At 61.6% G+C, this 23,905-nt stretch carries 15 protein-coding genes; 12 read left to right on the top strand and 3 right to left on the bottom strand.

Annotation, left to right across the window (positions count from 1 at the left end; genetic code table 11):
• The first annotated feature begins 13 nt into the window (after positions 1 to 13).
• Genes ACI77H_RS01435 through ACI77H_RS01390 form a run of 10 tightly spaced genes read left to right on the top strand, consistent with a single transcriptional unit; the run spans position 14 to position 15,021 of the window.
• Complete coding sequence (locus tag ACI77H_RS01435) at positions 14 to 3,079, top strand: virulence factor SrfB (RefSeq protein ID WP_407010017.1); 3,066 nt, start codon at positions 14 to 16, stop codon at positions 3,077 to 3,079.
• A complete protein-coding gene (locus ACI77H_RS01430) occupies positions 3,076 to 5,790 on the top strand; it encodes a putative virulence factor (protein WP_407010016.1) in 2,715 nt (904 codons plus the stop codon). The genes ACI77H_RS01435 and ACI77H_RS01430 overlap by 4 nt, the downstream gene beginning before the upstream one ends.
• Before the next feature lie 3 nt (positions 5,791 to 5,793).
• Complete coding sequence (locus ACI77H_RS01425; RefSeq protein WP_407010015.1) at positions 5,794 to 6,810, top strand: hypothetical protein; 1,017 nt, start codon at positions 5,794 to 5,796, stop codon at positions 6,808 to 6,810.
• A gap of 11 nt (positions 6,811 to 6,821) precedes the next feature.
• A complete protein-coding gene (locus tag ACI77H_RS01420) occupies positions 6,822 to 8,801 on the top strand; it encodes a vWA domain-containing protein (RefSeq protein WP_407010343.1) in 1,980 nt (659 codons plus the stop codon).
• A gap of 10 nt (positions 8,802 to 8,811) precedes the next feature.
• The gene (locus ACI77H_RS01415) at positions 8,812 to 9,513 is read left to right on the top strand and encodes an ABC transporter ATP-binding protein (RefSeq protein ID WP_407010014.1); all 702 of its coding nucleotides are present in this window, start codon (positions 8,812 to 8,814) and stop codon (positions 9,511 to 9,513) included.
• Complete coding sequence (locus ACI77H_RS01410; RefSeq protein WP_407010013.1) at positions 9,497 to 10,720, top strand: ABC transporter permease; 1,224 nt, start codon at positions 9,497 to 9,499, stop codon at positions 10,718 to 10,720. The genes ACI77H_RS01415 and ACI77H_RS01410 overlap by 17 nt, the downstream gene beginning before the upstream one ends.
• On the top strand, positions 10,710 to 12,254 hold the full coding sequence (locus ACI77H_RS01405) for an SUMF1/EgtB/PvdO family nonheme iron enzyme (protein ID WP_407010012.1): 1,545 nt from the start codon (positions 10,710 to 10,712) through the stop codon (positions 12,252 to 12,254). The genes ACI77H_RS01410 and ACI77H_RS01405 overlap by 11 nt, the downstream gene beginning before the upstream one ends.
• A gap of 33 nt (positions 12,255 to 12,287) precedes the next feature.
• The gene (locus ACI77H_RS01400; RefSeq protein WP_407010011.1) at positions 12,288 to 13,019 is read left to right on the top strand and encodes a hypothetical protein; all 732 of its coding nucleotides are present in this window, start codon (positions 12,288 to 12,290) and stop codon (positions 13,017 to 13,019) included.
• Between the two features lie 4 nt (positions 13,020 to 13,023).
• Complete coding sequence (locus ACI77H_RS01395) at positions 13,024 to 13,530, top strand: hypothetical protein (protein WP_407010010.1); 507 nt, start codon at positions 13,024 to 13,026, stop codon at positions 13,528 to 13,530.
• A gap of 57 nt (positions 13,531 to 13,587) precedes the next feature.
• On the top strand, positions 13,588 to 15,021 hold the full coding sequence (locus tag ACI77H_RS01390) for a vWA domain-containing protein (RefSeq protein ID WP_407010009.1): 1,434 nt from the start codon (positions 13,588 to 13,590) through the stop codon (positions 15,019 to 15,021).
• A gap of 136 nt (positions 15,022 to 15,157) precedes the next feature.
• Here the strand turns inward: ACI77H_RS01390 and ACI77H_RS01385 are convergent, their stop codons facing one another.
• A complete protein-coding gene (locus ACI77H_RS01385; RefSeq protein WP_407010008.1) occupies positions 15,158 to 17,134 on the bottom strand; it encodes a methyl-accepting chemotaxis protein in 1,977 nt (658 codons plus the stop codon).
• A gap of 180 nt (positions 17,135 to 17,314) precedes the next feature.
• Complete coding sequence (locus tag ACI77H_RS01380; RefSeq protein ID WP_407010007.1) at positions 17,315 to 18,235, bottom strand: LysR substrate-binding domain-containing protein; 921 nt, start codon at positions 18,233 to 18,235, stop codon at positions 17,315 to 17,317.
• Between the two features lie 158 nt (positions 18,236 to 18,393).
• Between ACI77H_RS01380 and ACI77H_RS01375 the strand changes: the two genes are divergently transcribed.
• Positions 18,394 to 19,791, top strand: a complete 1,398-nt coding sequence (locus tag ACI77H_RS01375) for a NorM family multidrug efflux MATE transporter (RefSeq protein ID WP_407010006.1) — start codon at positions 18,394 to 18,396, stop codon at positions 19,789 to 19,791.
• A gap of 107 nt (positions 19,792 to 19,898) precedes the next feature.
• Here the strand turns inward: ACI77H_RS01375 and ACI77H_RS01370 are convergent, their stop codons facing one another.
• On the bottom strand, positions 19,899 to 21,572 hold the full coding sequence (locus ACI77H_RS01370; protein ID WP_407010005.1) for a putative bifunctional diguanylate cyclase/phosphodiesterase: 1,674 nt from the start codon (positions 21,570 to 21,572) through the stop codon (positions 19,899 to 19,901).
• Positions 21,573 to 21,835: 263 nt separating this feature from the next.
• Here ACI77H_RS01370 and rep point away from each other — a divergent pair, with 263 nt between their 5' ends.
• Entirely contained in the window at positions 21,836 to 23,845 is a 2,010-nt protein-coding gene (gene rep, locus ACI77H_RS01365; protein WP_150631362.1) for a DNA helicase Rep, read from the top strand.
• The last annotated feature ends 60 nt before the right edge of the window (positions 23,846 to 23,905 follow it).

Below are 23,905 nucleotides of genomic sequence, written 5' to 3'. Positions count from 1 at the left end.
GGAATAACCCGACATGTTGCCTGAAGTCACCCAATTCGAAGACACCGTCACGCTCGTCAGCGACACCGGTATCCAGTTCATGGATTTCGCCCTGCGCCTGGATCCTCGCAAAGAGCCGGCAGGAGAGTTCGCGCCGATGATCAGCGGGCTGATCTGCCGCTTGATGTACAACGAAGAGAAAGACTTCTACTTCTACGAGCCCGAACCGGAAAAGGTCGAAAAGGCCAAACCGGCGTTCAGCGTCGACATGAAAAGCAGTCTCGAACTGCTGGACGGTATCTGGCTGCCGACGCCGTTTTTCCGCTTCATGCCCCCCCACCGCTTCGACGAAGGCCCGAGCAACTGGTCGCGCATGCGTCTGGTGAAACTGGCGACGCCCGACATCGACGGCAACACCCATCGCCTGACGATGGCGTTCGACAGCCGCGTGATGCCCAAGCGCGACGGCACTGCCTATCTGGCGCCGAACGAAGAAGACATCAGCTCCGGCGTGTCCTTCAAACTGGCGACCAAGGCCAGCGAAACCCGCTGGTTCCTGGCCCAGCCGTGGGTCAACGAATGGCTGCTCGAAGTGTTCAACGAGGGCAATGCCCACCGTTCGCGTGAAGAGCTGGACATCGACATCCGCGCCAACTATCACCTGGCGCACTACCTCAACTTGCTGAGTCTTTTGAGCAAGCCATCGGCGGCGGCGCAGTCGACGGCCCGGCCGAAAGTTGAAATCCCTGAATTGAAAGTGGTCGCCAACGACAGCAATGGCCTGGTCAAACCGATTCCGGTGGACCTGGTGCTGGACGTCGGCAACTCACGCACCTGCGGCATTCTGATCGAGAACCACGGTCAGGCCGGCTCGGGCCTGAAGCAGAATTACGTGCTGGAACTGCGTGACCTGATCACCCCCGAGCACACCTACAATCAGCCGTTCGAAAGTCGCGTGGAATTCGCCCAGGCGTATTTCGGCAAGGACCACTGCTCGGTCAAAAGCGGTCGGCATGATGCGTTCCAGTGGGCGACGATTGCCCGCGTCGGCAATGAAGCCAGCCGTCTGGCCAGCCGTCGCCGCGGCACCGAAGGCTCGACCGGCCTGTCCAGCCCGAAACGTTACCTATGGGACGAAAACGCCTACGGCCATGGCTGGCGCTTCAACTGCTCGTACATCAAGACCGACAACGAACCGTACGCCACCGCTGCGCCGTTCTCGCACCTGATCAACGAAACCGGCGAGGCGCTTTACAGCCTCGAAGAAGACGATCGTCTGCCAGTGTTCATGCCGCGCTACTCGCGCAGTTCGCTGATGACTTTCATGCTCGCCGAGGTCCTGGCGCAGGCGCTGTCGCAAATCAACAGCCCGGCGCAACGCTCGCGCCAGGGTCACACCCGTGTGCCGCGCCAGCTCAACAGCATCACCCTGACCGTGCCGCCAGGCATGCCGCAGGCCGAGCGCAGCATCCTCAACGAACGCATGCAGCAGGCCATCGGCCTGGTGTGGAAAAGCCTCGGCTGGCACACCGGCGAGGAAGACCCGCATCAGGATCAGGCGGTCAGCCCGCGCACGCCGATCCCGAGCATCCGCGTCGAATGGGACGAAGCCTCCTGCGGCCAGTTGGTGTACCTGTACACCGAGGTCAATGAGAACTTCGCTGGTCACCCGGAAGAGTTTTTCGACACCATCGCCCGGCCGGACAAAACCGACCGTGAGCGCATTACCCTGGCGACCATCGACATCGGCGGCGGCACCACCGACCTGGTGATCACCGATTATCGCCTCGACCGTGCCGGCAATACCGGCAGCGGCAGCAACGTGCACATCGTGCCCGAGCAGCGTTTTCGCGATGGCTTCAAAGTGGCCGGCGATGACATTCTGCTGGACGTGATTCAGGACTTCGTCCTGCCGAGCTTCGAGAAAGCCTTGCAGGTCTCAGGCGTCAAATCGCCCGACTCGCTGATGTCGCGGCTGTGTGGCGATGAATCGGTCAGCGCCCAGGACATGATCCTGCGCCAGCAACTGAACCTGCAGGTATTCGCACCGCTGGGCCTGGCGCTGCTCAAGGCCTACGAGCATTACGATCCGCAGGACCAGCAGGAAGTCAGCACCCAGACATACCGCCAATTGCTGGGCGACAACGCGATCAGCCAGACAGTGCTCGACTACGTCAACGCCGCCGTGCGTCGCGATGTCGGCGGTCAAAGCGCCTTTGACCTGTATGAATCGCCGATCAGCTTCGACCTGCAAAAGCTCCACGCTGCGTTCCTCAACGATCAGATCAACATCACCAAAATCCTCGGTGCGCTCTGCGAAGTCGTCGCGCATTACCCGTGCGACGTCCTGCTGCTGACCGGCCGCCCTTCGCGTCTGCCCGGCATTCAGGCGTTCATCCGCAAAGTATTGCCGCTGCCACCGGGGCGCATCCTGGCACTGCAGAATTACCGCACCGGCGGCTGGTACCCGTTCCACAAGAACGGCCGGATCGACGACCCGAAAAGTACCGCTTCGGTCGGCGCGATGCTGTGCCTGTTGTGCGCCAACCACAGCGTACCGAACTTCTACTTCCGCTCTTCGGCGCTCAAACCGTATTCGACGGTCAAGCACATCGGCGTCATCGACCTGAACAACGTGATCAAGGATGCCGACGTGCTGTACCGCGACATCCAGTCCGAAGACTACAAAATCAAGCTGCCGGAGATCGGCACCGGCGATGCCGCCGACACGCCGCAACTGGAAATGCGCGGCGATCTGCGCCTCGGTTTCCGCCAGTTGGCCGCCGACCGCTGGGCCGCTTCGCCGCTGTACACCTTGCGTTTCACCAAGGCCGGTCGGGAGAAGTTCTCCCGCGCGATCGGTGAAAACGGCAGCGCGCCGCTGCTCAAGGTGCGCTTCGAAGTCAAACCGGCGGACAAGTACACGCGCAAGCAGGATCTGGTCAGCGACCGCCTCTCGGTACGCGACATCGAATCCAACAGCAGCAACGTCAACTTCAACCCGCGCAGCGACCTCGAGCTGGAACTCAACACCATGCTCGACGCCGGCCTGAGCGAGACCAAGTACTGGCTCGACAGTGGAAGTGTGAAACGCAAATGAATGACCTGACCCCCGATCAACATCAGCTCTCTACCCGCTGGGCCGCTGTTTATGAAGGTGCCGGTCAGGCGCTGGAGTGGATTGGCCAGACCCGTGTCAACGCGCCGCGTCTGGACAGCGAAGCCGACAACCTGAACATCCGCCTGCACCGTGCCCGCAACCTGGCTCACAGCCTCGGTCGCGTGGCCTGCACGCCGATGACCATCGGTTTTTTCGGTTTGTCCCAGGCCGGTAAGTCCTATCTGATTTCGGCCCTCGCGGCCGGGCAGAACGGCAAACTGGAAACCGATTTCGGCGGCCAGCGCCTGGACTTCATCAAGCACATCAACCCGGTGGGTGGCGGCAAAGAAGCCACCGGCCTGGTGACGCGCTTCAGCCGTCGGGCCACGCCAAGCCAGGACCCGGCTTTCCCGGTGGAGCTGACGCTGTTCAAGGAAATCGAGCTGGCGAAGATTCTCGCCAACTCCTGGTTCAAGGATTTCGACCTCGAACGGATTTCCTACGAGATCGATGAAGAACGCATCCAGCGCGTGCTGAAACCGTTTGAAGGCCGCGAGACCGGGCCGCTGCAACCGGGGGTCAGTGCTGACGATCTGGTGTCGCTGTGGGATTACCTGCGCGACAACTTCCGTAACTCGGTGAAGAAGCTCGAGCACCTGTATTGGCCGAAAGCCTTGCAACTCGCACCGCGCCTGAATTTCCAGGAGCGTGCCGAGCTGTTTGCCATCCTCTGGGGTGAGCAAAGCGAGCTGACGCGCGTGTATCAGCAACTGGCCGGCGCGTTGCACAAGCTGGGGCTGCCCGAGACCGTATTCGCACCGTTGAAGGCCTTGGTGAGTTTCGAAAACGACACCTACAGCCAGCGCGACAGCATCATGAACGTCGACATCCTCGAGCGCTTCGGCAGCCCGCGGGACTTGCCGATAGACGTGCGGCCTCAGGTCGCCGGTCGCCTGCAAAACAGCCAGGGCATCCCGGTGGCGCAACTCGCAGCACTGACCGCCGAGATGACGTTCGGCCTGATCGAAGACCCGGCTGATGACATCGTCAATCAGGTCGACTTGCTCGATTTCCCCGGCTATCGCGGACGTAAAAAGCTGCACGAAATCGCCGACTCCAACGACCCGGAGTCCGCCACCAAGGACAACTCCGTCTCGCAGCTGATTCTGCGCGGCAAGGTCGCTTACCTGTTCGAGCGCTACACCGACAACCAGGAAATGAACGCGCTGGTGGTGTGCACCGGCTCGACCAAACAGAGTGACGTCAACGACGTTGGCCCGGTGCTGACGCGCTGGATCGAAAAGACCCAGGGCGCCGACGCAGCCGCTCGCAGCAAACGCGACACCGGTCTGATCTGGGCATTGACCATGCTCGACCTGCGCATCACCAACTCCCTTAGCCTGACGCCCGATCAGTACGACGAGAGCTGGAACGGCATGGTCAAGCTGACCATGCTGGAGCGCTTCGGCAGCCTGAGCTGGATGAACGACTGGGCCGGCACGCCGTTCCAGAACACCTTTCTGGTGCGCAAGCCGCGCATGGATGCGGCGTTCATCGTCCAGGACGCCAGCGGCGCCGAAACCGGGATCAACGCCAGTTACCAGGAACGCGTCGATGCGCTGGGTGAAAGCTTCGCCCGCAACGCCCTGGTGTGCAAACACGTGAACAGTCCCGCCAATACCTGGGAAGAAATGCTGCGCAACGATGACGGTGGCATCAGCCACTTCAGCGGCAGTTTCAAGGGCGTGGCCAAGATCGAATTCAAACTGCAGCGCATCCGCGAGCAACTGGACGAATGCCTTGAAGGCCTGACCACGCACGGTCTGAGCACGTGGTATCACGCCGACGGTGATGGCGCCGCAGCCGCCAAGAAAGCCCAGGCACAGATGATTCTGTCGGTCCTGGGCCGTCGTCCGGCGATGCTGGGCGAACTCATCGATCAACTCGACATGCCGAGCGAAGAGGTGCGCGACCTGTACCTCAGCGGTGTGTACGAAACCGATGACGAACCCGCGGTCAGCGACGAACCGGTCGCCCCGACACCGAGTCAGAGCCTGTACGGCAACGACGCCGGTTTCGATTTCGATTTCGCTGATGACGCAAGCCCCGACAGCACACCGGCCAGCAGCAAGACCCACACACAGGCTCCGGAACTGCAAAGCAACGAGCACCGCTTTGCCAAGGCAGCCTTCAAGGCTTGGGTGGCGCACCTGCGGGATCTGACCACCCGGCAAAGCCTGCTCAACCTGCTGGGGCTGGAAAAGGCCTTGCTCGAAGCGGTGGTCGACGAGCTGATCACGGCCGGCTATCGCCAGGACTTGCCGGGGCAACTGAGCCGCGCTGTGCTCAAGCGTGCCCAGAGCGGCGCGCGGCGCGATCAACTGGTCGAGCGTCAGGTGCTGGAAGTGCAACGCGTACTGCGCGATTTCGTGTCCTGGTTCGGCTACCTCCAGAAACCCGTGAGCGAACGTCCAAACAGCCGGGCCGGTGCCAAGGCTCCGTTGTTCTCGTTCTACACCGACATCGATCCGGGACAGGTGCCGGTGCTGCCGCCGCAACCGGCGAACCAGGCGCAACGGTTTCTCGGCGACTGGCTTTCGGGCCTGGCCTACATCACACAGGACAACGCCGGCCATGGTGCCGGTCGCGAAATCACCCCTGAACAGAACGAACGGCTGGGCCAAGTGCTCACAGCCTTCGCAGCGAGATAAGCAATGCCAATTCGTGTCGACCTGCTCGCCTTAGAACCCAATGTGCCTGGCCGGGCCTGCCTCACTGTGAAGAAATGGCAGGGTGGCGAGGAACAGCTGGAATTCTCCATTCAGCGTAACCAGGACGGTTTCTACCTCCAGGATCAACAGGCCTGGAGCAACAACCCGTTCTGGTTCAAGGTTTCGCGCTTCACGGTCGCGGCCAGTGGCGAAGCGCTTGAAGCGCAGATCGGCCCGGAAGTGGTCGACCCGCTGCTGGAAGGCAGCGCCAACTCGCAATTCCAGATCGAACTGCGCGAGCAGAGCCTGGGCCATGCCGACAAAGGTGTGGTCCGGCCAGGCGTCGGGCTGCTGCCGTCCACGGCCGGTGGCGAGACGCGCTCGACGTACGGCGGCGCAGATTTGACTGCGCCGACCACACCGGCCCCGGAGATCCCGGAACTGCCGGAATTGACCCTGCCCACCACCGAACCGGAAATCGAACTGGAATCGGTGCCCAACGAACGCGCTTACACCCCTCCTGCGCCACCGGTGAAGAAAAGCAACAAAGGCCTGATCGGCCTGGCGCTTGTGCTGGTCTTGCTGCTGGCAGCAGCAGCCGGGTTCTGGTTCTACAAACGCACTCCGGCGCCCGCCCCGGCCGTCGCTGCCGCTGCACCGGCCAGTGCTGATGCACAAGCCTGCACCCTCGACAGCATGAACAGCCTGCCCGAACTGACCTTCGTCCAGACCTGCATCAAGGCAGCACCCGACAGCGCCAAGCTGCTGGAGATCATCAACGAAGCCAAGGCCGGCAAACACTGCGGTGTCGCCCAGCGCCTGTACGCCAACCGTGCCCAGGCTGGCGACGCGCTGATCGCCAACGCCTATGCCCGCGAGTACGACCCTAAATACCTGAAGGCCAGCGAGTGCTTCCCAGCGGCTGACAACGCCACCGCGGCCTACTGGTACGAAACGATCCTCACCCAGGACCCGAACAACGCCGAAGCCAAGCAGCGTTTCGAGGAGTTGCAGAAGTGATGCGTTCGCCCATGAGTCGTTTCCTGCTGAGCAGCGCCGCGCTGCTGGCGCTGTGCATCAGCCCGCTGTCCCAGGCGGATGACAAACCGCTGATTCAGGCCGGTAAAAAAACCTTGTTCCAACGCGTGCTGACCACCCCAGGTTGCAAGATCAGCCCGACGGCGGGCGGCGCGGCAGGCGAGGAGCAACCGGTATTCAGCCGTTTCTACGTGTACGAACGCGCCCAGGCGGCCAATGCCGAGTGGCTGAAAGTCGGCCCCGACAGTTATGGCAAAACCATTGGCTGGCTGCCGGCAAGTTGCACCACCGACTGGAAAATGCAGCTGACCCTGGCCTTCACCAACCCGGCCAACCGTGACCGGTTGCTGTTCTTCAAGGAACGCGCCACGGTCGAAGGCATTCTCGATGCGCCGGACCCGGTGAGCAAAGTCGCCCCGCTGCGCGCTACGTTAAAGAAGGGCAAGCAAGCGCCCGGCGTGCTGGCCGAAGAACCTGAATACTTCGTCGACCTGCAAAAGCAGTTCTACCTGCTGCCCGTGCTCAGCGGCGAAGAAGTCATGACCGAAGCCGGCTTCCGCACGCGCCTGCTCAATGTCGCATCGGTCAGCAAGCCCGACGAAAAAGACCCCAAGGGCGGGGCTGGCAAAAATGCGTCCGGCGGCAAAGAGGCCGAAGACAAGGCCGCCAGCCAACTGAAGGAATTCAGCGCGGCGGTGGTGTTTGTCATCGACTCGACGATTTCCATGGACCCGTACATCGACCGCACGCGCGAAGCGATCCGCAAGGTTTATCAGCAGATCGAATCGCAGAACCTCGGCAAACAGGTCAAATTCGGCCTGGTGGCGTTCCGTTCCAGCACTGAAGCGGTGCCGGGGCTGGAATACACCAGCAAGATGTACGCTGACCCGGCTCAGGTGAAGGACAGCTCCGACTTCCTCGCCAAAGTCGCTGACCTCAAGCAGGCCAAGGTGTCGAGCAGCAGCTTCGACGAAGACGCCTACGCGGGCGTCATGCACAGCATCGACAAGGTCGACTGGAGCCAGTTCGGCGCGCGCTACGTGGTGCTGATCACTGATGCCGGCGCCATCGAAGGCGACGACAAACTGTCGAAAACCGGTTTGAGCGCCTCGCAGGTTCGCCTTGAAGCCGCCAACCCTGGCGTGGCGATTTACACGTTGCACCTGAAAACCCCGGCAGGCATCAAAGACCACAGCAAGGCCGAGGCGCAGTACCAGAATCTGTCGACTTACCCTGGCACCAACACCTCGCTGTATTACCCGGTGAACGCCGGCGACATTCAGGAGTTCGGCCGCAAGGTCGATGCGTTGGCCACGGCGATCACCTCGCAGGTCAAAGCCGCCTACATGGGCGAAGACGCCATCGGCAGCGCCGCGAACGCCAAGCAGGACCCGGCCGAGAAGAAAATGCTCGAGGACGCCGCACTGATCGGCCACGCCATGCAACTGGCCTATCTGGGCGAGAAGACCAACAGCAAGGCCCCGCCGGTATTCAAGGCGTGGATCACCGACCGTGACCTGATCAAGCAGAACATCCCCACCACCGACGTGCGGGTGCTGCTGACCAAGTCCCAGCTCAGCGACTTGAGCGACGTGATGAAGCAGATCCTCGACGCCGCCAACGAAGGCCTGATTTCGCCGACGGAGATGTTCGATCGCCTGCGCTCGGTGGCCGCGACCATGGGCGCCGATCCGAACCAGCTCAAGCAGAACGGCAACGCCAAACTGGCAGACATGGGCGTGCTTGGCGAGTACCTCGAAGACCTGCCATACCAGAGCGAAGTGCTGAACCTGGATGAAGAGACCTGGAAGAGCTGGGACGGTCTGGCGCAGGAGAAATTCATCCGCACGCTCAACACCAAACTGCGGCACTACCAGCGTTACAACGCTGATGTCGACCGCTGGGTGGCGTTAGCCAAGGACAGCGATGCGCGGGACAACGTGTACCCGGTGCCTCTGGAAATGATGCCTTAACGAGACGCCCATGCTCGATATCAGGAACCTGCTGGTGCGCCGTGGTGAAGGCGCGCTGGCCCATCACGTGCGCCTGCCGCAATTGCAGGTCGGCGCCGGGGAAATCCTCGCCATCACTGGCGAGAGCGGCTGCGGTAAAAGCACGTTACTTGAAGCCATCGGCCTGCTGCTGGCGCCGGTCGAACTTGAGCGTTTTCGCCTGGGTGCAACGCAGGGTCAAGACATCGCCCAATTGCTTGCCTCAGATGATCAACCGGCTTTGGCGGCGGTGCGTTCGCGGCATCTGGGGTTCATTCTGCAAAGCGGCGGCCTGCTGCCGTTTCTGAGTGTGCGCGACAACATCAGCCTGCCCCGTCGCTTGCTCGGCATGTCGGCCAACAGCGCGCACATCGACCATGCGGTTGAGGTATTGCGCCTGCAAGGACTGCTGGATAAAAAGCCGCAGGCGCTGTCGATCGGCGAACGCCAGCGCGTGGCCTGCGTTCGCGCCATTGCCCACGAACCGCTGCTGCTGTTGGCGGACGAACCGACCGCCGCGCTCGACCCGCACAGCGCACGGCGCCTGTTTGAATTGCTGCTGAGTCTGGTCTCGAGCATGGGCCTGAGTGCCCTCGTGGTGTCCCATGACTGGGCGTTGCTCAAGGATTTCGGCTTGCCGCGACTCGGCGCTATCAGCCGTCAGGGAGAGACACTGTTTGAACCGATGGACTGATCGACTGCGCCTGCTGGGCACGCTGGCTCTGCAAGACCTGTGGCACGACCGCAAGGTGTCGCTGTGCATTGCCGCGTCATTGGTGGCGGTGATCGCGCCGTTGTTGCTGCTGTTCGGCCTCAAGCACGGCGTGGTCAGCCAGTTGCAGGACGAACTGCTACGCGACCCGCGCAACCTCGAAGTAAAGATGCTCAGCAACGGCAACTACGACACTGCCTGGATCGAGCGCCTGCGCCTGCGACCCGAAACCGGTTTTGCCCTCGGCCAGACCCGCTCGCTCAACACCCAGGCGGATTTGCTGATCGGCATGCAGCGCTTCGTCGAAGGCGCGGAAATCATCGCCACCGAACCCGGCGATCCGCAGCTGAACCTGCCGCAACTCAACCCCACCGGCGATCAAGTGATCCTCAGCGCCCGCGCCGCACAACGCTTGCAGGCCAAGGTCGGCGACCGCGTGCAACTGCGTGTGTTGCGTCGCCTGGAAGGCGTCAATGAGCGCGGCGAGATGACATTAAGCGTGCTGGCGATACTCGATGGTGCCCGTTTCGGCCGCGCTGCCGGGTTTGTCGCCCCACCGCTGCTGCTGAACCTGGAGCGCTTTCGCGACGGTTACCAGGTCAGCGCATTCGGTATCGACACCGGCAAACCTCAGGGCGATCTGCAACCGCTGTATGCCCGCGCCCGCGTTTACGCCCGTGACATCGACCAAGTGGCACCGCTGGAGCGCTGGCTCAACGAACAGCACATCGAAACCTCGAGCCGACTGGCCGACATCGACAACGTCAAAGCCATCAACCATGTGCTGGGGCTGATCTTCGGCGTTATTGCCCTGGCGGCGTTGATCGGCTGTGTGGCGTCGATGGTCGGCGCGTTCCTGGCCAACATCGACCGCAAGCGCAAAAGCCTCGCGGTGCTGCGCCTGCTGGGGTTCAAGCGCACGGCGGTCGCCGGTTTCGTGGTCCTGCAAGCGCTGTTGCTGAGCCTCGCTGGCTACCTCGGCGGATTAGCTTTTTACGCGGTCGGCAGCCATCTGTTCGACTACTTGCTCGGCAGCAGCCAGGCCACCGGCACCTTTGTCTGCCACATCACACTTTGGCATGGCCTCGCCGCCCTGCTCCTGACCTTTCTGGTCGCTGCACTGGTGGCCGTGATCGGCGCCGTGCGAGCCATCAGCATCCAACCTGCGGAGAGTCTGCGTGAGCTATAAACGTTTTGGCTTGCTGTTGCCCCTGAGCCTGGGCTACCTGCTCGACGCCTCGGCGGCGGGCTGGGAAGAGAAGTATTACAACCCGATGCCCGAGGCCAGCGACGTCGTGCTGCCGATGCCCTGCGAAGGCTCGATGGTGTTTCGCAAGGTGTTCATTCCGGTCACCGGACCGCTCGACGACTACCCGATCAACATCGGTCAGGACGGCGCGGAATACGGCTACGTCGAACAGACTCGACCGACGTTTATCGCCGGCAGTTTCACGGGGGCCAAGAACGACAAATCCCGCTACTACCTGATGGCCAAGTACGAGATGAGCCAGTTGCAGTACGCCGCCCTGACCGACGAAACCTGCCCCACCGCCGCGACCAAAATGCGCCTGCCGCAAGTCGCCGTGAGCTGGGTGCAAGCCGTCGAAGCGGCGGACAAATACAACCTGTGGCTACGCAAGAACGCTGCCGGCAAGCTGCCGAAAGAAGACGGCGCGCTGGGTTTCCTGCGCTTGCCGACCGAAGTCGAGTGGGAGTTCGCCGCGCGCGGCGGCCTGGAAGTCGGCGCCGCGGAGTTTCGCGATACGCGCTACCCGATGCCCGATGGCATCAACGCTTACGAGTGGTTCGCCGGGGCGCAATCGTCCAACGGCAAATTGCAGTTGTCCGGCCTGCAAAAGCCTAATCCGCTGGGCCTGCATGACATGCTCGGCAACGTCGACGAAATGATGTTCGAACCGTTTCGCCTGAACAAACTTGACCGTCAGCACGGTCAGGCGGGCGGCTACGTCGTGCGGGGCGGCAACTACCTGACGGCCCAGGCCGACCTGCGCACCGCTTTGCGCAAGGAAGAGCCCTACTACAACGCCGAAGGCCAGGTGAAAAACAAAACCACCGGCCTGCGCCTGGTCCTGGTCTCGCCGACCCTCACCTCTCGCGAACGCGTGGCCAGCATCGAAAGCAGCTGGAAGAAACTCGGCACCGGCAGCAAGGAAACCGAATCAGCCGACAAAGGCACGGTTCAGTCGCTGAACACGCTGGCCTCGGGCGTTGAAGACAAAGCGCTCAAGGAAAAACTCCAGGCCCTGGAAAACCAGCTGCGCGCCAGCAACCAGCAGCAGGAAGAAACCCGCGACCAGGCGATCCGCGCCAGCCTCAACCTGGGTGCGTTCCTGTGCACCAAGATGCTCGACGACGGCCAGTACGTGGACTTCCTGCAGAAAAACTACAAGCTCAATTGCGAAGCCGCCGACAAAGACGCCAGTTGCGACATGCGCAAGGGCAAGCTCGACGAGCAGAAGGATCGCCTGCACAAACTCAGCCGTTACTACGCCAGCAGCCTGGTGGAATCGGCGACGTTGTACGGTCAGCCGCTGCTCGAGGCACAGGTTCCGGTGATGGAAGAAATCATCACCCGCAACAAACAGCTTCAGGACCTTAAACCGTACTTGCGCACGCACTGGGCGAATCAGAAGACCTTTCTGCAAAAACAGAAGATCGATACTGACGCCTGGCTGACCAGCTGCAAGACCGTCACTCAATAACAACTGCCAACACCGTCATCAAGGAGCCCCACCATGTCGCGCAGCCTTTGGACTCGCTTCAAGCTACAGATCGCATTCGTTGTTACCGGCAGCCTGTTGCTGACCGGTTGCGCCAACACCGGCAGTTCAATGCTCGGCGGCAGCGACGGCACAGACCCGCGCCTGACCCAGGGCAATGACGCGCAGTTCTTCAGCAAATCCGGTTACCAGGCTTGCGCCGTCGGCGCCGGCGTCGGCATCCTCGGTTGCGCGCTGTCCAACAGCAGCAACAAGGCGGTCTGCGCCATCGCCGCCGGTATTACCGCGTGTGGCGTGGCCATGGGCGCGAACTATTATCTGGATCAACGTCGCAGCGAATACTCCGACACCACCACCCGCCTGGCGAAGATGAACAGCGACGTCGAGCAAGACACCCGCAATGTGATTGCCCGCACCGAGACCGCTCAGCAAGTGATCAAGGATGACCAGGTGCGCATCGCCCAGATCAAAAAGGACATCGTCAGCAAGAAGATCGACAAGACCAAGGCTCAGGTGCAAATCGCCGAAATCGATTCGAACATCGCGCGCCTGCGCAAGGACCTGGGCAACATGCGCAACAAGGTCACCGAGTACACCAAGGTGGCCGACCTTGAGCGTCAGCAAGGCTCCAGCGCCGAGATGAAGCAGGTGGATGTGAGCATTCTGAAAATGAACGAGAAAGTCGCGGCCCTGCAAAAGGAAGTCGACGGTCTCTACAGTCAGCGCTCCGCAATCACTCTGGGTTAAGCACATGACGTTACGACAATTTGCAGTCATGACCGCCGTCCTCGCCTTGAGCGGTTGCGCGACGAAACCCGGCGAATGCGACGCGACCAATCGCGACAGCAGCATGCTGACCAAGATGAACTGCGACTACTCTGGTGGTTACAGCGATCAGGTCAAACAGAAGGAACTGGCCCTGGCCGAGTCCCGCCAGCAAAACGCGATGTTCCGTCAGGTGTACGAGAACATTCAGGCTCAGCAGCTGAGCAGCAAAACCGATTTGGCCAGCCAGCAGAAATCCCAGGCTGAACTGAACCAGTCGCTGGGCAAGTTGCTGACCTCGCTGAAAGCGCGTCGTGGCAATGAAGGCCAGGTGCAGAAGCAGATCGCCGGGCTCGAACAGCAGCTCAAGGACTCGCAGGCTGCGCCCGTGACCAAGCCTTCACCGGCGGCACTGGCCGCCAAGCAGGAACAGCTGAAGACGTTGCAGAAGAAGGTCAATCAACTGCAATTCAGCCTCGGTTACGAAGAGTAACTTTTCACCCCGCAGGCCTCCCGCCGGAGGCCTGCAGCCTTTTCAGGAATCGACGTCATGCAGCGGGTCATCAGGGATGCGCAAGCCACACCGGAGGGGATGAGTGCGCTGCAAGCCAAAGTCGCCCTCATCCAGAAACACTTTCCGCCGACCGTCGCCAGTCTCTTCGCCATCCCGCGAATGGGCAGCGGCGAGGTGCTGGAATGGTGGACCGAACTGGGTGGCCAACCCACGCCCTATGCCGACCTCAACGAAGACGCTCAACGGCGATTGCTGGAAACCTATGAAGTGCGTCAGACGTCCCTCGGACAGTTGGCGGACGAACTGCAAAAACGCGGTCAGCCCACGGTAGCGGATGACTTGCGCAGCCTGCTCGGTACACCCGAGCTGGACAAACTGTACAGCCTCAACGGTGAACCGTTGGTGGTGCGCTGGAACCAGCGACCGCCAAAACCGATTGTGCCCCCGGTCGTCCCGCTTGCTCCGCTGGCTGCGGCCGTGCCGCCGTCGCGCCGGGGATGGTGGATCGCGGCGGCATTGCTGGCGCTGCTGTTGTTGCTCCTGGCGCTCTGGGCTTACTGGTGGTTCCTGCACCGGGAAAAAGTTGTACCGGTCGAACCGATCGCCCCTGTGGTGACGCCGATTGAGAAACCGGTTGCACCTGTTCCCGAGCCGGTGGTGGAACCGGAGCCTGTCGTGGAACCGGAACCGGAACCGGAACCCGTACCGGTTCCAGAACCAGCACCGGTGCCCGCCCCCAAACCGGTCCCGCCGCCCAAACCGGTGGTGGCTGCCCCGCCACCGGCACCGACGCTGGACAACTTCGCGTGCCGCAAAAAGGCGCCAAACGCAGAGATCCCGCAATTCGTGGTGGTGCTCGACACCTCGGGCTCGATGGATTTGAACATCAAGTCAGTGAAAGCCGATGAGGACTGGTTCTTCGGCAATGAGATGAACAAGTACCTGGATGCGAACCGCACCATGCAGATCTTCGCCAAACCCAGCCGCATGGACGTCGCCAAGGACTCGCTGGCCGGCATGATCAACGGGCTGGACCCGAAGATCGACACGCGCCTCATCACCTTCGCCGGCTGCAACAGCACACCGGACCAAGGCGTGTTCAAGTTCGGCGACCGCCAGCGGCTGATCAACGGGATTCGAGGCCTGGTTCCCAACGACGGCACACCGCTGGCCGACAGCCTGGCCCACGCAGCAAGCACCGTCGATGGGCGCAATAACGATGCGGTGATCGTGATGTTCGTCGACGGTGAGGACGGTTGCCAGAAAGACGCTTGCGCGGTATCGCGCCAAATCGCCAGGGAACAACCACGGCTGCGGGTCAACGTGGTGAAAATCGGTGCCGGTGGCCCGTCCCGCTGCATCGCTGAAAACACCGGTGGCCGGGTTTACAGCAGCACTAACGCGGCAGAATTGGGCAACCAGCTGAAAATGGCGACCAAGGAAGTGTCGAGCAACGCCAAGTGTGATTGATCGGCAGGACTGCAGATCGAGGTGAGACCATCGCGAGCAAGCTTGCTCCTACAGGATGTGTGGCGTTCTACGCTTTTGTGAACGACATCAAAACTGTAGGAGCAAGCTTGCTCGCGATGGCGATTTCAGGGGCGACTCAACGAAACCGGTCAACCTCTTGGCGCAATTCGGCCGCCAGACTCTCCAGCTCCTTGGCCGTAATCGCCAGGTTCGACACCACTTCCCGCTGCTCACTGTTCGCCAGCGCAATGCTTTGCAGGTTGCTGCTGAGCAGGGTCGCGGTGCTGCTCTGCTCCTGGGTCGCCGTGGTGATCGCGGCGAATTGCTCACCGGCGGAACGGCTTTGCTCATCGATCCGCGCCAGCGCCGAGGCGACGTTGGCGTTGCGCGACAAGCCTTCCTGCATCAAGACGTTGCCCTGCTCCATGGTGCTGATGGCGTTGCCGGTTTCCTGCTGAATGCTCTGGATCATCCCGGAAATCTCATCCGTGGCCTGACGGGTACGCGAAGCCAGGTTGCGCACTTCATCGGCCACCACCGCGAAACCACGGCCCTGCTCCCCGGCACGCGCCGCTTCGATGGCGGCGTTGAGCGCCAGCAAGTTGGTTTGTTCGGCAATCGAGGTGATCACGCCGACAATGCCGCCAATCTCCTGCGAACGCTGACCCAAGGTGTTGATCACCGTGGCGGTGCTGTTCAACGCGCCAGCGATTTGCTCCAGGGACGAGGACGCTTCATCCATCGATGTACGACCGATCTGGGTTTGCTGTGCGTTTTCCTGCGCCAGACGCTGAGTGCTGCCCATGTTGTCGGCAATGTTCAACGAGGTGGCGCTGAATTCTTCCACGGCCCCGGCCATGCTGGTGATCTCGCCGGACTGCTGCTCCATGCCTTCATAGGCACCGCCAGACAAACCGGACAACGCCTGGGCACGGCTGTTGACCTCTTGCGAGGCCCTGCGGATGTGCTCGACCATCGTCGACAGCGCCTGGCTCATCTGGTTGAAGGCGCGGGCCAACTGACCGATTTCGTCGTTGCTCGACACACTCAGACGCACGCTCAGATCACCCGCACCCAATGCTTCGGCCTGACGCACCAGATCGCCCAGCGGTGCGAGTTTGCTGCGCAGCAGCCAGACAGCCGAGCCCACGGCGATCAACATCGCCAGCAGACTGCCAATTGCCAATTGAATGCCAACGCTCCAGGTCACCTCGCGGATTTCGGCTTTCGGCATGCTTGCCACCACCGACCACGGCCCGCCTTCGAATGGCACGGCAATGCTGTAGAAATCTTCCGCCGTGTCGCTCCAGAAATTGCCCTTGCCCGGGGTTTTCGCCAGAACGGCGATGGCCGGGACGGCTTGATCCAGTGCTTGCACGCCGGCAATCGGCACCAGCCATTTGTTCTGTTCGTCCAGCAGCGCCAACGAACCGGTCTGGCCGATGCGGAAGCGCTTGAGGTTGGCGAACTGCGCGTTCTGCGCGTCGGTGTAATCGAATCCTACGAACAGTACGGCAATCACCTTACCGCTGCTGTCGCGTACGGGGGTGTACTGCGTCATGTAGGAACGTTCGAAGAGCAACGCGCGACCCACATAGCTCTGCCCCGCCATCAAGCGTGCATAGGCCGGATTGGCATGATCCAGCAGCGTACCGATGGCGCGGCTGCCGTCCTGTTTGCTCAGGGAGGTGCTGACCCGAATGAGCTCATCGCCGCTGCGCACGAACACCGTCGCCACGCCCGCGGTCATTTGCTTGAACTCGTCCACTTCCTTGAAATTGTTGTTCAACACTTCGCTGCCCAGGTGCAGGCCCGGGGTCTGCGTGCCCGCCACGGCCACCGGCTCGTCCGGATGTACGCTCAGCCCTGCGCTGAAGCGCTTCTCGAACAGCCCGGCCAGACGCTGGGTACTTTCACGCAGCGTGCCGTGAAACGTACTCAACTGGTCGGCCAGCAACCGCGCCTCGCTCGCCAGGTGCTCTTCGCGGGTGGCGAGGTTGGCCGTGTCCAGCGAACGCAGCGCAAACAGGGTACTACCGCTGATGACGATCGCCAGGATAACGGCGAGCGCAAGGCCAAGCTGTGAGGCGATGCGGGCACGAGGTTGAGACATGACAGCTCCTGGCCAAGTGGCCGGATCTTCATTGATCGGCTCTCAGCAACTTTTTTAATAATGGGAATTGCGTCGAACCTGCACGAAGGTTCCATCTGCAGATTTTCGGCGGCAAATCTGAATACTTGAGTAAAAAGCCCGGATATGGCTCAAGGCCGCTATTTCGAGGGCTCTATCGATTCAGCTCAAGTGTTCGACGTCCGGCAATTTCATCGCCTGCGCTTCGCTTTGCAGGAAATCGCTGAGGCGGCGCAAACGTTCACCTCCGGGGCGTGTTTTCGGCCAGACGAGGTAATAATGCTCACCGCTGGCGACGGCGGTCGGCCACGGTAAACTCAGACGGCCCTGCGCCACATCCTCGGCCACCATCAAAAGATCGCCCATCGACACGCCATAACCCCGGGCGGCGGCAATCATCCCCAGCTCCAGCGTATCGAACACTTGCCCGCCCTTGAGCGACACTTGATCCGTCAGCCCCATACGCTCCAGCCAGTTGCGCCAGTCACGTCGGTCCGGCGTCGGGTGCAGCAATTCGGCCTGGGCCAGGCGCGCGACGTCCCACGGTTGATCCTTCAAAAGATTCGGTGCGCCGACCGGAATCAGTTCCTCCGGGAACAGCAGACTCGCTTCCCAGTCCGGCGGAAAATGCCCGTTGCTGAGGATCACGGCGCAGTCGAACGGCTCATGATTGAAGTCCACCGAGTCGACGTCCATCCAGGCGCTGGTCAGTTGCACCTCGTTACCCGGTTGCAGGTGGCGGAAGCGGCTGAGCCGCGCCAGCAGCCAGCGCATGGTCAGGGTCGACGGCGCCTTCATGCGCAGGATGTCATCTTCGGCGCGCAAGGTATTGCAGGCGCGCTCAAGGGCGGTGAAGCCTTCGCGAATGCCCGGCAGGATCAGCCGCGCCGACTCGGTCAGTTGCAAGTTGCGCCCGCTGCGGTGAAACAGCCGACAGGCAAAGTGCTCTTCGAGCGTACGAATGTGCCGACTGACCGCACTCTGGGTAATCGACAACTCTTCAGCGGCACGGGTAAACGAGCTATGCCGCGCCGCCGCTTCAAATGCGCGAAGGGCATATAAGGGAGGAAGACGACGAGACATTCGGAAAGCTCCCATAGCGCAATGGCGTCAACTTATCAGAATCTCCTCAGGATGAGTTTTAATCATGCCACCCATCCTTTTTATCCCTTTGTGCAAACCCTGCAGAGCGCCGAGAATCGACGCTTTCCTGTTCTCTTTGACCCTAGAGCGTGATGACCATGCAGCATCCAGCGCGTATTGAACTCTGGGCCATCCTGCGGCTGGCGGGGCCGTTGATTGCCTCGCAGTTGGCGCACATGCTGATGGTCCTAACCGACACCTTGATGATGGCGCGCCTGAGCCCCGAGGCGTTGGCCGGGGGTGGACTCGGCGCGGCGACCTATTCGTTTGTGTCGATCTTTTGCATCGGCGTGATTGCGGCGGTCGGCACCCTGGTGGCGATCCGTCAGGGCGCGGGCGATATCGTCGGTGCGGCGCGGCTGACCCAGGCCGGGTTGTGGCTGGCGTGGTTGATGGCATTGGTGGCCGGGTTGCTGCTGTGGAACCTCAAACCGGTGCTGCTGCTGTTCGGCCAAACCGAAACCAATGTGCACTCGGCCGGGCTGTTCCTGACATTCCTGCCGTTCGCCCTGCCCGGCTACCTGAGCTTCATGGCCCTGCGCGGCTTCACCAGCGCGATTGGCCGGGCGACGCCGGTGATGGTCATCAGCCTCGGCGGCACGGTAGCCAACTTCGTGCTCAATTATGCGTTGATCACCGGGATGTTCGGCCTGCCGAAAATGGGCCTGGTGGGCATCGGTCTGGTCACGGCGATTGTCGCCAACCTGATGGCCGTGGCGTTGGCGATGCACATTCGACGGCACCCGGCGTACGACGCGTATCCATTGCGCCAGGGTCTTTCGCGGCCAAACCGGCAGTACTTGAAAGAGCTGTGGCGTCTCGGCCTGCCGATTGGCGGCACCTACGCGGTGGAAGTCGGGCTGTTTGCCTTCGCCGCGCTGTGCATGGGCACCATGGGCAGCACGCAACTGGGCGCGCACCAGATCGCGCTGCAGATCGTCTCGGTGGCGTTCATGATTCCGGCGGGGCTTTCCTATGCGATCACCATGCGCATCGGCCAGCATTACGGCGCCGGGAATCTGCTGGACGCTCGATTGGCCGGTCGAGTCGGGATCGTTTTCGGCGCGGCTTCGATGCTCGGCTTCGCGATGGTCTTCTGGCTATTGCCGAATCAATTGATCGGCCTGTTCCTGGACCACAATGACCCGGCCTTCCGCCCAGTCATCGAACTGGCGGTGAGCCTGCTGGCAGTGGCGGCGTGGTTCGAGCTGTTCGACGGCACGCAAACCATCGCCATGGGCTGTATTCGCGGGCTCAAGGACGCCAAGACCACGTTTCTGGTTGGGTTGGGTTGCTACTGGCTGATTGGCGCGCCGGCCGCGTGGTGGATGGCGTTCCATTTGCACTGGGGGCCGACGGGCGTCTGGTGGGGATTGGCGTTGGGATTGGCGTGCGCGGCGGTGAGCCTGACGCTGGCGTTCGAGTGGAAGATGAAGCGGATGATTCGGCGGGAGCCTTCGCAACAGCAGCGTTTCGAGGTCCCTCAGCCAGACTGAGATCCCCCTGTGGGAGCGGGCTTGCTCGCGAATGCGGCGTGTCATTCAGCATTGATGTGACTGACACCGCATTCGCGAGCAAGCCCGCTCCCACATTTCGTTCGGGGTTAGCTCACGATTTCCAGTACGGGCTGCTGGCTGCTGCCAAACGTCAAATAATCTATCAGCTCCGCCAACGGCAACGGCTTGCTGATCAGATAGCCTTGCACCTGATCGCAACCAAACCCGCGCAACAGATCCAGCTGCTCCGGCGTTTCCACGCCCTCGGCGACCACTTCCAGATTGAGGTTGTGCGCCAGGTTGATCATCGCGTGCACCAGTTTGCGATTCTCTTCGCGCCCTTCCATCCCGCCGACGAAACTCTTGTCGACCTTCAACAAGGCAATCGGCAGGCTGTTGAGGTGCACGAAGGACGAAAACCCGGTGCCGAAGTCATCGAGGGAGAAGCGCACGCCCAGGCGCCCGAGGGCATCCATCGTCTGCTTGACCAGATCGCTGCGGCGCATGACGGCGGTTTCGGTCAGCTCGAACTCCAGCCATTGCGCCTCGACGCCACGTTCGGTAATCAGCCGGCTCAGGGTCGAGAGCAACTGGCTGTCCTGAAACTGCCGGAACGACAGGTTGATCGCCATGTGCAGCGCCGGCAAACCGCGCTCACGCAACGCCTGCATGTCGCGCAACGCGCGGGAAATCACCCAGTAACCGAGCGGCACGATCAAACCGCTTTGCTCGGCCAGCGGCACGAACTCGCTTGGCGGCAACAACCCGCGCTCGGCATGGCGCCAACGCACCAGCGCTTCGAGGCCGACGATCTGGCCGTCCTCCAGGTTCAGGCGTGGCTGGTAATGCAGTTCCAGCTCATCGCGACGCAACGCCCGGCGCAGCTCGCTTTCGAGGTCGGCCATGCTGCGGGCATTGCGGTTGATGCGTTCGTTAAAGATGTGAAAGGTGCAGCCTTGGGTGCTCTTGGCCTGCTGCATGGCGATGTGCGCGTGCCACATCAGCGGGTCGGCGCCGGCTTGGGCGCGGGCGTGGGCAATGCCAAGGCTGGAGCCGATCAACAGGCTTTCGCCGTCGACCCAATAAGGCTCGGCCAACGCTTCGGTGATGCGTTCAGCCATCCACTCGGCGCGTTGCGGCGCGCGGCGGGTGTCGATCAGCAGGGCAAATTCATCGCTGCCCAGCCGCGCCAGTTGATCGCCGGCCTCGAGCTGGCTTTTCAGGCGCGCGACCACTTGCAGGATCAACCGGTCGCCGGCCTGATGGCCGAGGGCGTCGTTGGCGTGGCGGAAGTTGTCGAGGTCGAGATGACCGAGGGCCAGGCCACGTCCGTCGTTTTCTGCCAGGCGCGCGGCCAGCAAGGTCTGGAAACCCTGGCGGTTGGCGATGCCGGTCAGCGGGTCTTGCTCGGCCAGGCGTTGCAGGGTGTTTTCCAACACGCCGCGCTCGCGCACATGGCGCAGGCAACGGCGCAACATGCCAGGGTCGAGATGATCGCGCACCAGCCAGTCGCTCACGCCGTCGGGCGGCAACAGCGGCTCTTGTTCGAGCAGCAACACCGTTGGCAAATTGCAACGGCCGGGCGCCGGCTGAAGGGCCGGGATCGTCAACAACACCGCGCTGCGGTTGTCATCGAACAGAGCGCTGACCGACTCCCAGCTCGGAGCGCTGATGAGCACGGCCGAGCTCCCCATCGGAGCCAGACACTCGCGCAACAACGCTGCCCACGCTGGCTCTTCGGCCAATAGCAGCAAACGCAAGGGTTCGACAGGCGTAGACAAGCTAGCTCCCTAGACTCTGCAATGATGTAGGCGGCGGGCATTATGCCGTGCCGATAACCAATGACCAACGACATCAGTTATCAAACGAGACCTTTGTATCCGGAATTACGAACATTAGTCGCAAATTCATCGCGCATCCTGCGTGAAAGTAACAAAACCGGCAAATATAGATCGCGTGCTGCGTCACAAGTCGGAGAGAGCAGCACAATTCGCTGAGCCTGTTAAAATGCCGGCCCATTTCGCAAACGACTCCCTGATTTCGTATGTCCCGACTCAATCCCCGGCAGCAAGAAGCCGTGAGCTACGTCGGCGGCCCTCTTTTGGTGCTCGCCGGTGCAGGCTCCGGCAAGACCAGCGTGATCACGCGCAAGATTGCGCACTTGATCCAGAACTGCGGCATCCGCGCCCAGTACATCGTCGCCATGACCTTTACCAACAAGGCTGCGCGCGAGATGAAGGAACGGGTCGGCACCCTGCTCAAGGGCGGCGAAGGCCGTGGCCTGACGGTGTGCACCTTCCACAACCTGGGTCTGAACATCATCCGCAAGGAACACGCGCGGCTGGGCTACAAACCGGGCTTCTCGATTTTCGACGAGACCGACGTCAAAGCCCTGATGACCGACATCATGCAGAAGGAATACGCCGGCGACGACGGCGTCGACGAGATCAAGAACATGATCGGCTCGTGGAAAAACGACCTGATCCTGCCCGCCGAAGCCCTGGAAAACGCGCGCAACCCCAAGGAACAGACCGCCGCCATCGTCTACACCCACTACCAGCGCACGCTCAAGGCGTTCAACGCGGTGGACTTCGACGACCTGATCCTGCTGCCGGTGAAACTGTTCCAGGAACACGCCGACATCCTCGAAAAGTGGCAGAACAAAGTCCGCTACCTGCTGGTGGACGAATACCAGGACACCAACGCCAGCCAGTATTTGCTGGTGAAGCTGCTGATCGGCACGCGCAACCAGTTCACCGTGGTCGGCGACGACGACCAGTCGATCTACGCCTGGCGTGGCGCCCGCCCGGAAAACCTGATGCTGCTCAAGGACGACTACCCGTCCCTGAAAGTGGTGATGCTGGAGCAAAACTATCGCTCCACCAGCCGTATCCTGCGTTGCGCCAACGTGCTGATCTCGAACAACCCGCACGAGTTTGAAAAACAACTGTGGAGCGAGATGGGCCACGGCGACGAGATCCGCGTGATCCGCTGCCGCAACGAAGACGCCGAAGCCGAGCGCGTGGCGGTCGAACTGCTGACCCTGCACTTGCGCACGGACCGGCCGTACAGCGATTTCGCGATCCTGTATCGCGGTAACTACCAGGCCAAGCTGATCGAGCTGAAGCTGCAGCACCACCAGATTCCGTATCGCCTGTCCGGCGGCAACAGCTTCTTCGGACGTCAGGAAGTCAAAGACCTGATGGCCTACTTCCGCCTGATCGTGAACCCGGATGACGACAACGCCTTCCTGCGGGTAATCAACGTCCCACGCCGGGAGATCGGTTCGACTACCCTGGAAAAGCTCGGTAACTACGCCACCGAGCGCAAAATCTCGATGTACGCCGCCACCGACGAAATCGGTCTGGGCGAACACCTGGATGCGCGGTTCACCGATCGCCTGTCGCGCTTCAAGCGTTTCATGGACAAGGTTCGCGAGCAGTGCGCCGGCGAAGACCCGATCTCGGCGCTGCGCAGCATGGTCATGGACATCGACTACGAGAACTGGCTGCGCACCAACAGCTCCAGCGACAAGGCCGCCGACTACCGCATGGGTAACGTCTGGTTCCTGATCGAGGCGTTGAAAAACACCCTGGAGAAAGACGAAGAAGGCGAAATGACCGTCGAGGACGCCATCGGCAAACTCGTCCTGCGCGACATGCTGGAACGTCAGCAGGAAGAGGAAGACGGCGCCGAAGGCGTGCAGATGATGACCTTGCATGCCTCCAAGGGGCTGGAATTCCCTTACGTGTTCATCATGGGCATGGAAGAGGAAATCCTCCCGCACCGCTCCAGCATCGAAGCCGACACCATCGAAGAAGAACGCCGCCTGGCCTACGTTGGCATTACCCGCGCACGTCAGACGCTGGCCTTCACCTTCGCCGCCAAGCGTAAGCAATACGGCGAGATCATCGACTGCGCGCCCAGCCGCTTCCTCGATGAACTGCCGCCGGACGACCTGGCCTGGGAAGGCACCGACGACACGCCGGTTGAAGTCAAAGCCGTTCGCGGCAACACCGCATTGGCGGATATACGGGCGATGCTAAAGCGCTAGAATTGAGCACTTTTCAACCAAACACTTTTTGACAAGCTAGGCGCACACGGCGCCAGTAGA

It is taken from the genome of Pseudomonas sp. O230 (genome assembly GCF_045447035.1).
Taxonomy (GTDB): Bacteria; Pseudomonadota; Gammaproteobacteria; order Pseudomonadales; family Pseudomonadaceae; genus Aquipseudomonas.
This window is presented reverse-complemented; position numbering and strand designations above follow the sequence as displayed.

Bases quoted from the DNA above. Each gene is read 5' to 3' on its own strand.
- ACI77H_RS01395 (WP_407010010.1), top strand. From the start codon at position 13,024: ATGACGTTACGACAATTTGCAGTCATGACCGCCGTCCTCGCCTTGAGC.
- ACI77H_RS01385 (WP_407010008.1), bottom strand. From the start codon at position 17,134: ATGTCTCAACCTCGTGCCCGCATCGCCTCACAGCTTGGCCTTGCGCTC.
- ACI77H_RS01430 (WP_407010016.1), top strand. From the start codon at position 3,076: ATGAATGACCTGACCCCCGATCAACATCAGCTCTCTACCCGCTGGGCC.
- ACI77H_RS01435 (WP_407010017.1), top strand. From the start codon at position 14: ATGTTGCCTGAAGTCACCCAATTCGAAGACACCGTCACGCTCGTCAGC.
- ACI77H_RS01420 (WP_407010343.1), top strand. From the start codon at position 6,822: ATGAGTCGTTTCCTGCTGAGCAGCGCCGCGCTGCTGGCGCTGTGCATC.
- ACI77H_RS01425 (WP_407010015.1), top strand. From the start codon at position 5,794: ATGCCAATTCGTGTCGACCTGCTCGCCTTAGAACCCAATGTGCCTGGC.
- rep (WP_150631362.1), top strand. From the start codon at position 21,836: ATGTCCCGACTCAATCCCCGGCAGCAAGAAGCCGTGAGCTACGTCGGC.
- ACI77H_RS01380 (WP_407010007.1), bottom strand. From the start codon at position 18,235: ATGTCTCGTCGTCTTCCTCCCTTATATGCCCTTCGCGCATTTGAAGCG.
- ACI77H_RS01390 (WP_407010009.1), top strand. From the start codon at position 13,588: ATGCAGCGGGTCATCAGGGATGCGCAAGCCACACCGGAGGGGATGAGT.
- ACI77H_RS01375 (WP_407010006.1), top strand. From the start codon at position 18,394: ATGCAGCATCCAGCGCGTATTGAACTCTGGGCCATCCTGCGGCTGGCG.
- ACI77H_RS01415 (WP_407010014.1), top strand. From the start codon at position 8,812: ATGCTCGATATCAGGAACCTGCTGGTGCGCCGTGGTGAAGGCGCGCTG.
- ACI77H_RS01400 (WP_407010011.1), top strand. From the start codon at position 12,288: ATGTCGCGCAGCCTTTGGACTCGCTTCAAGCTACAGATCGCATTCGTT.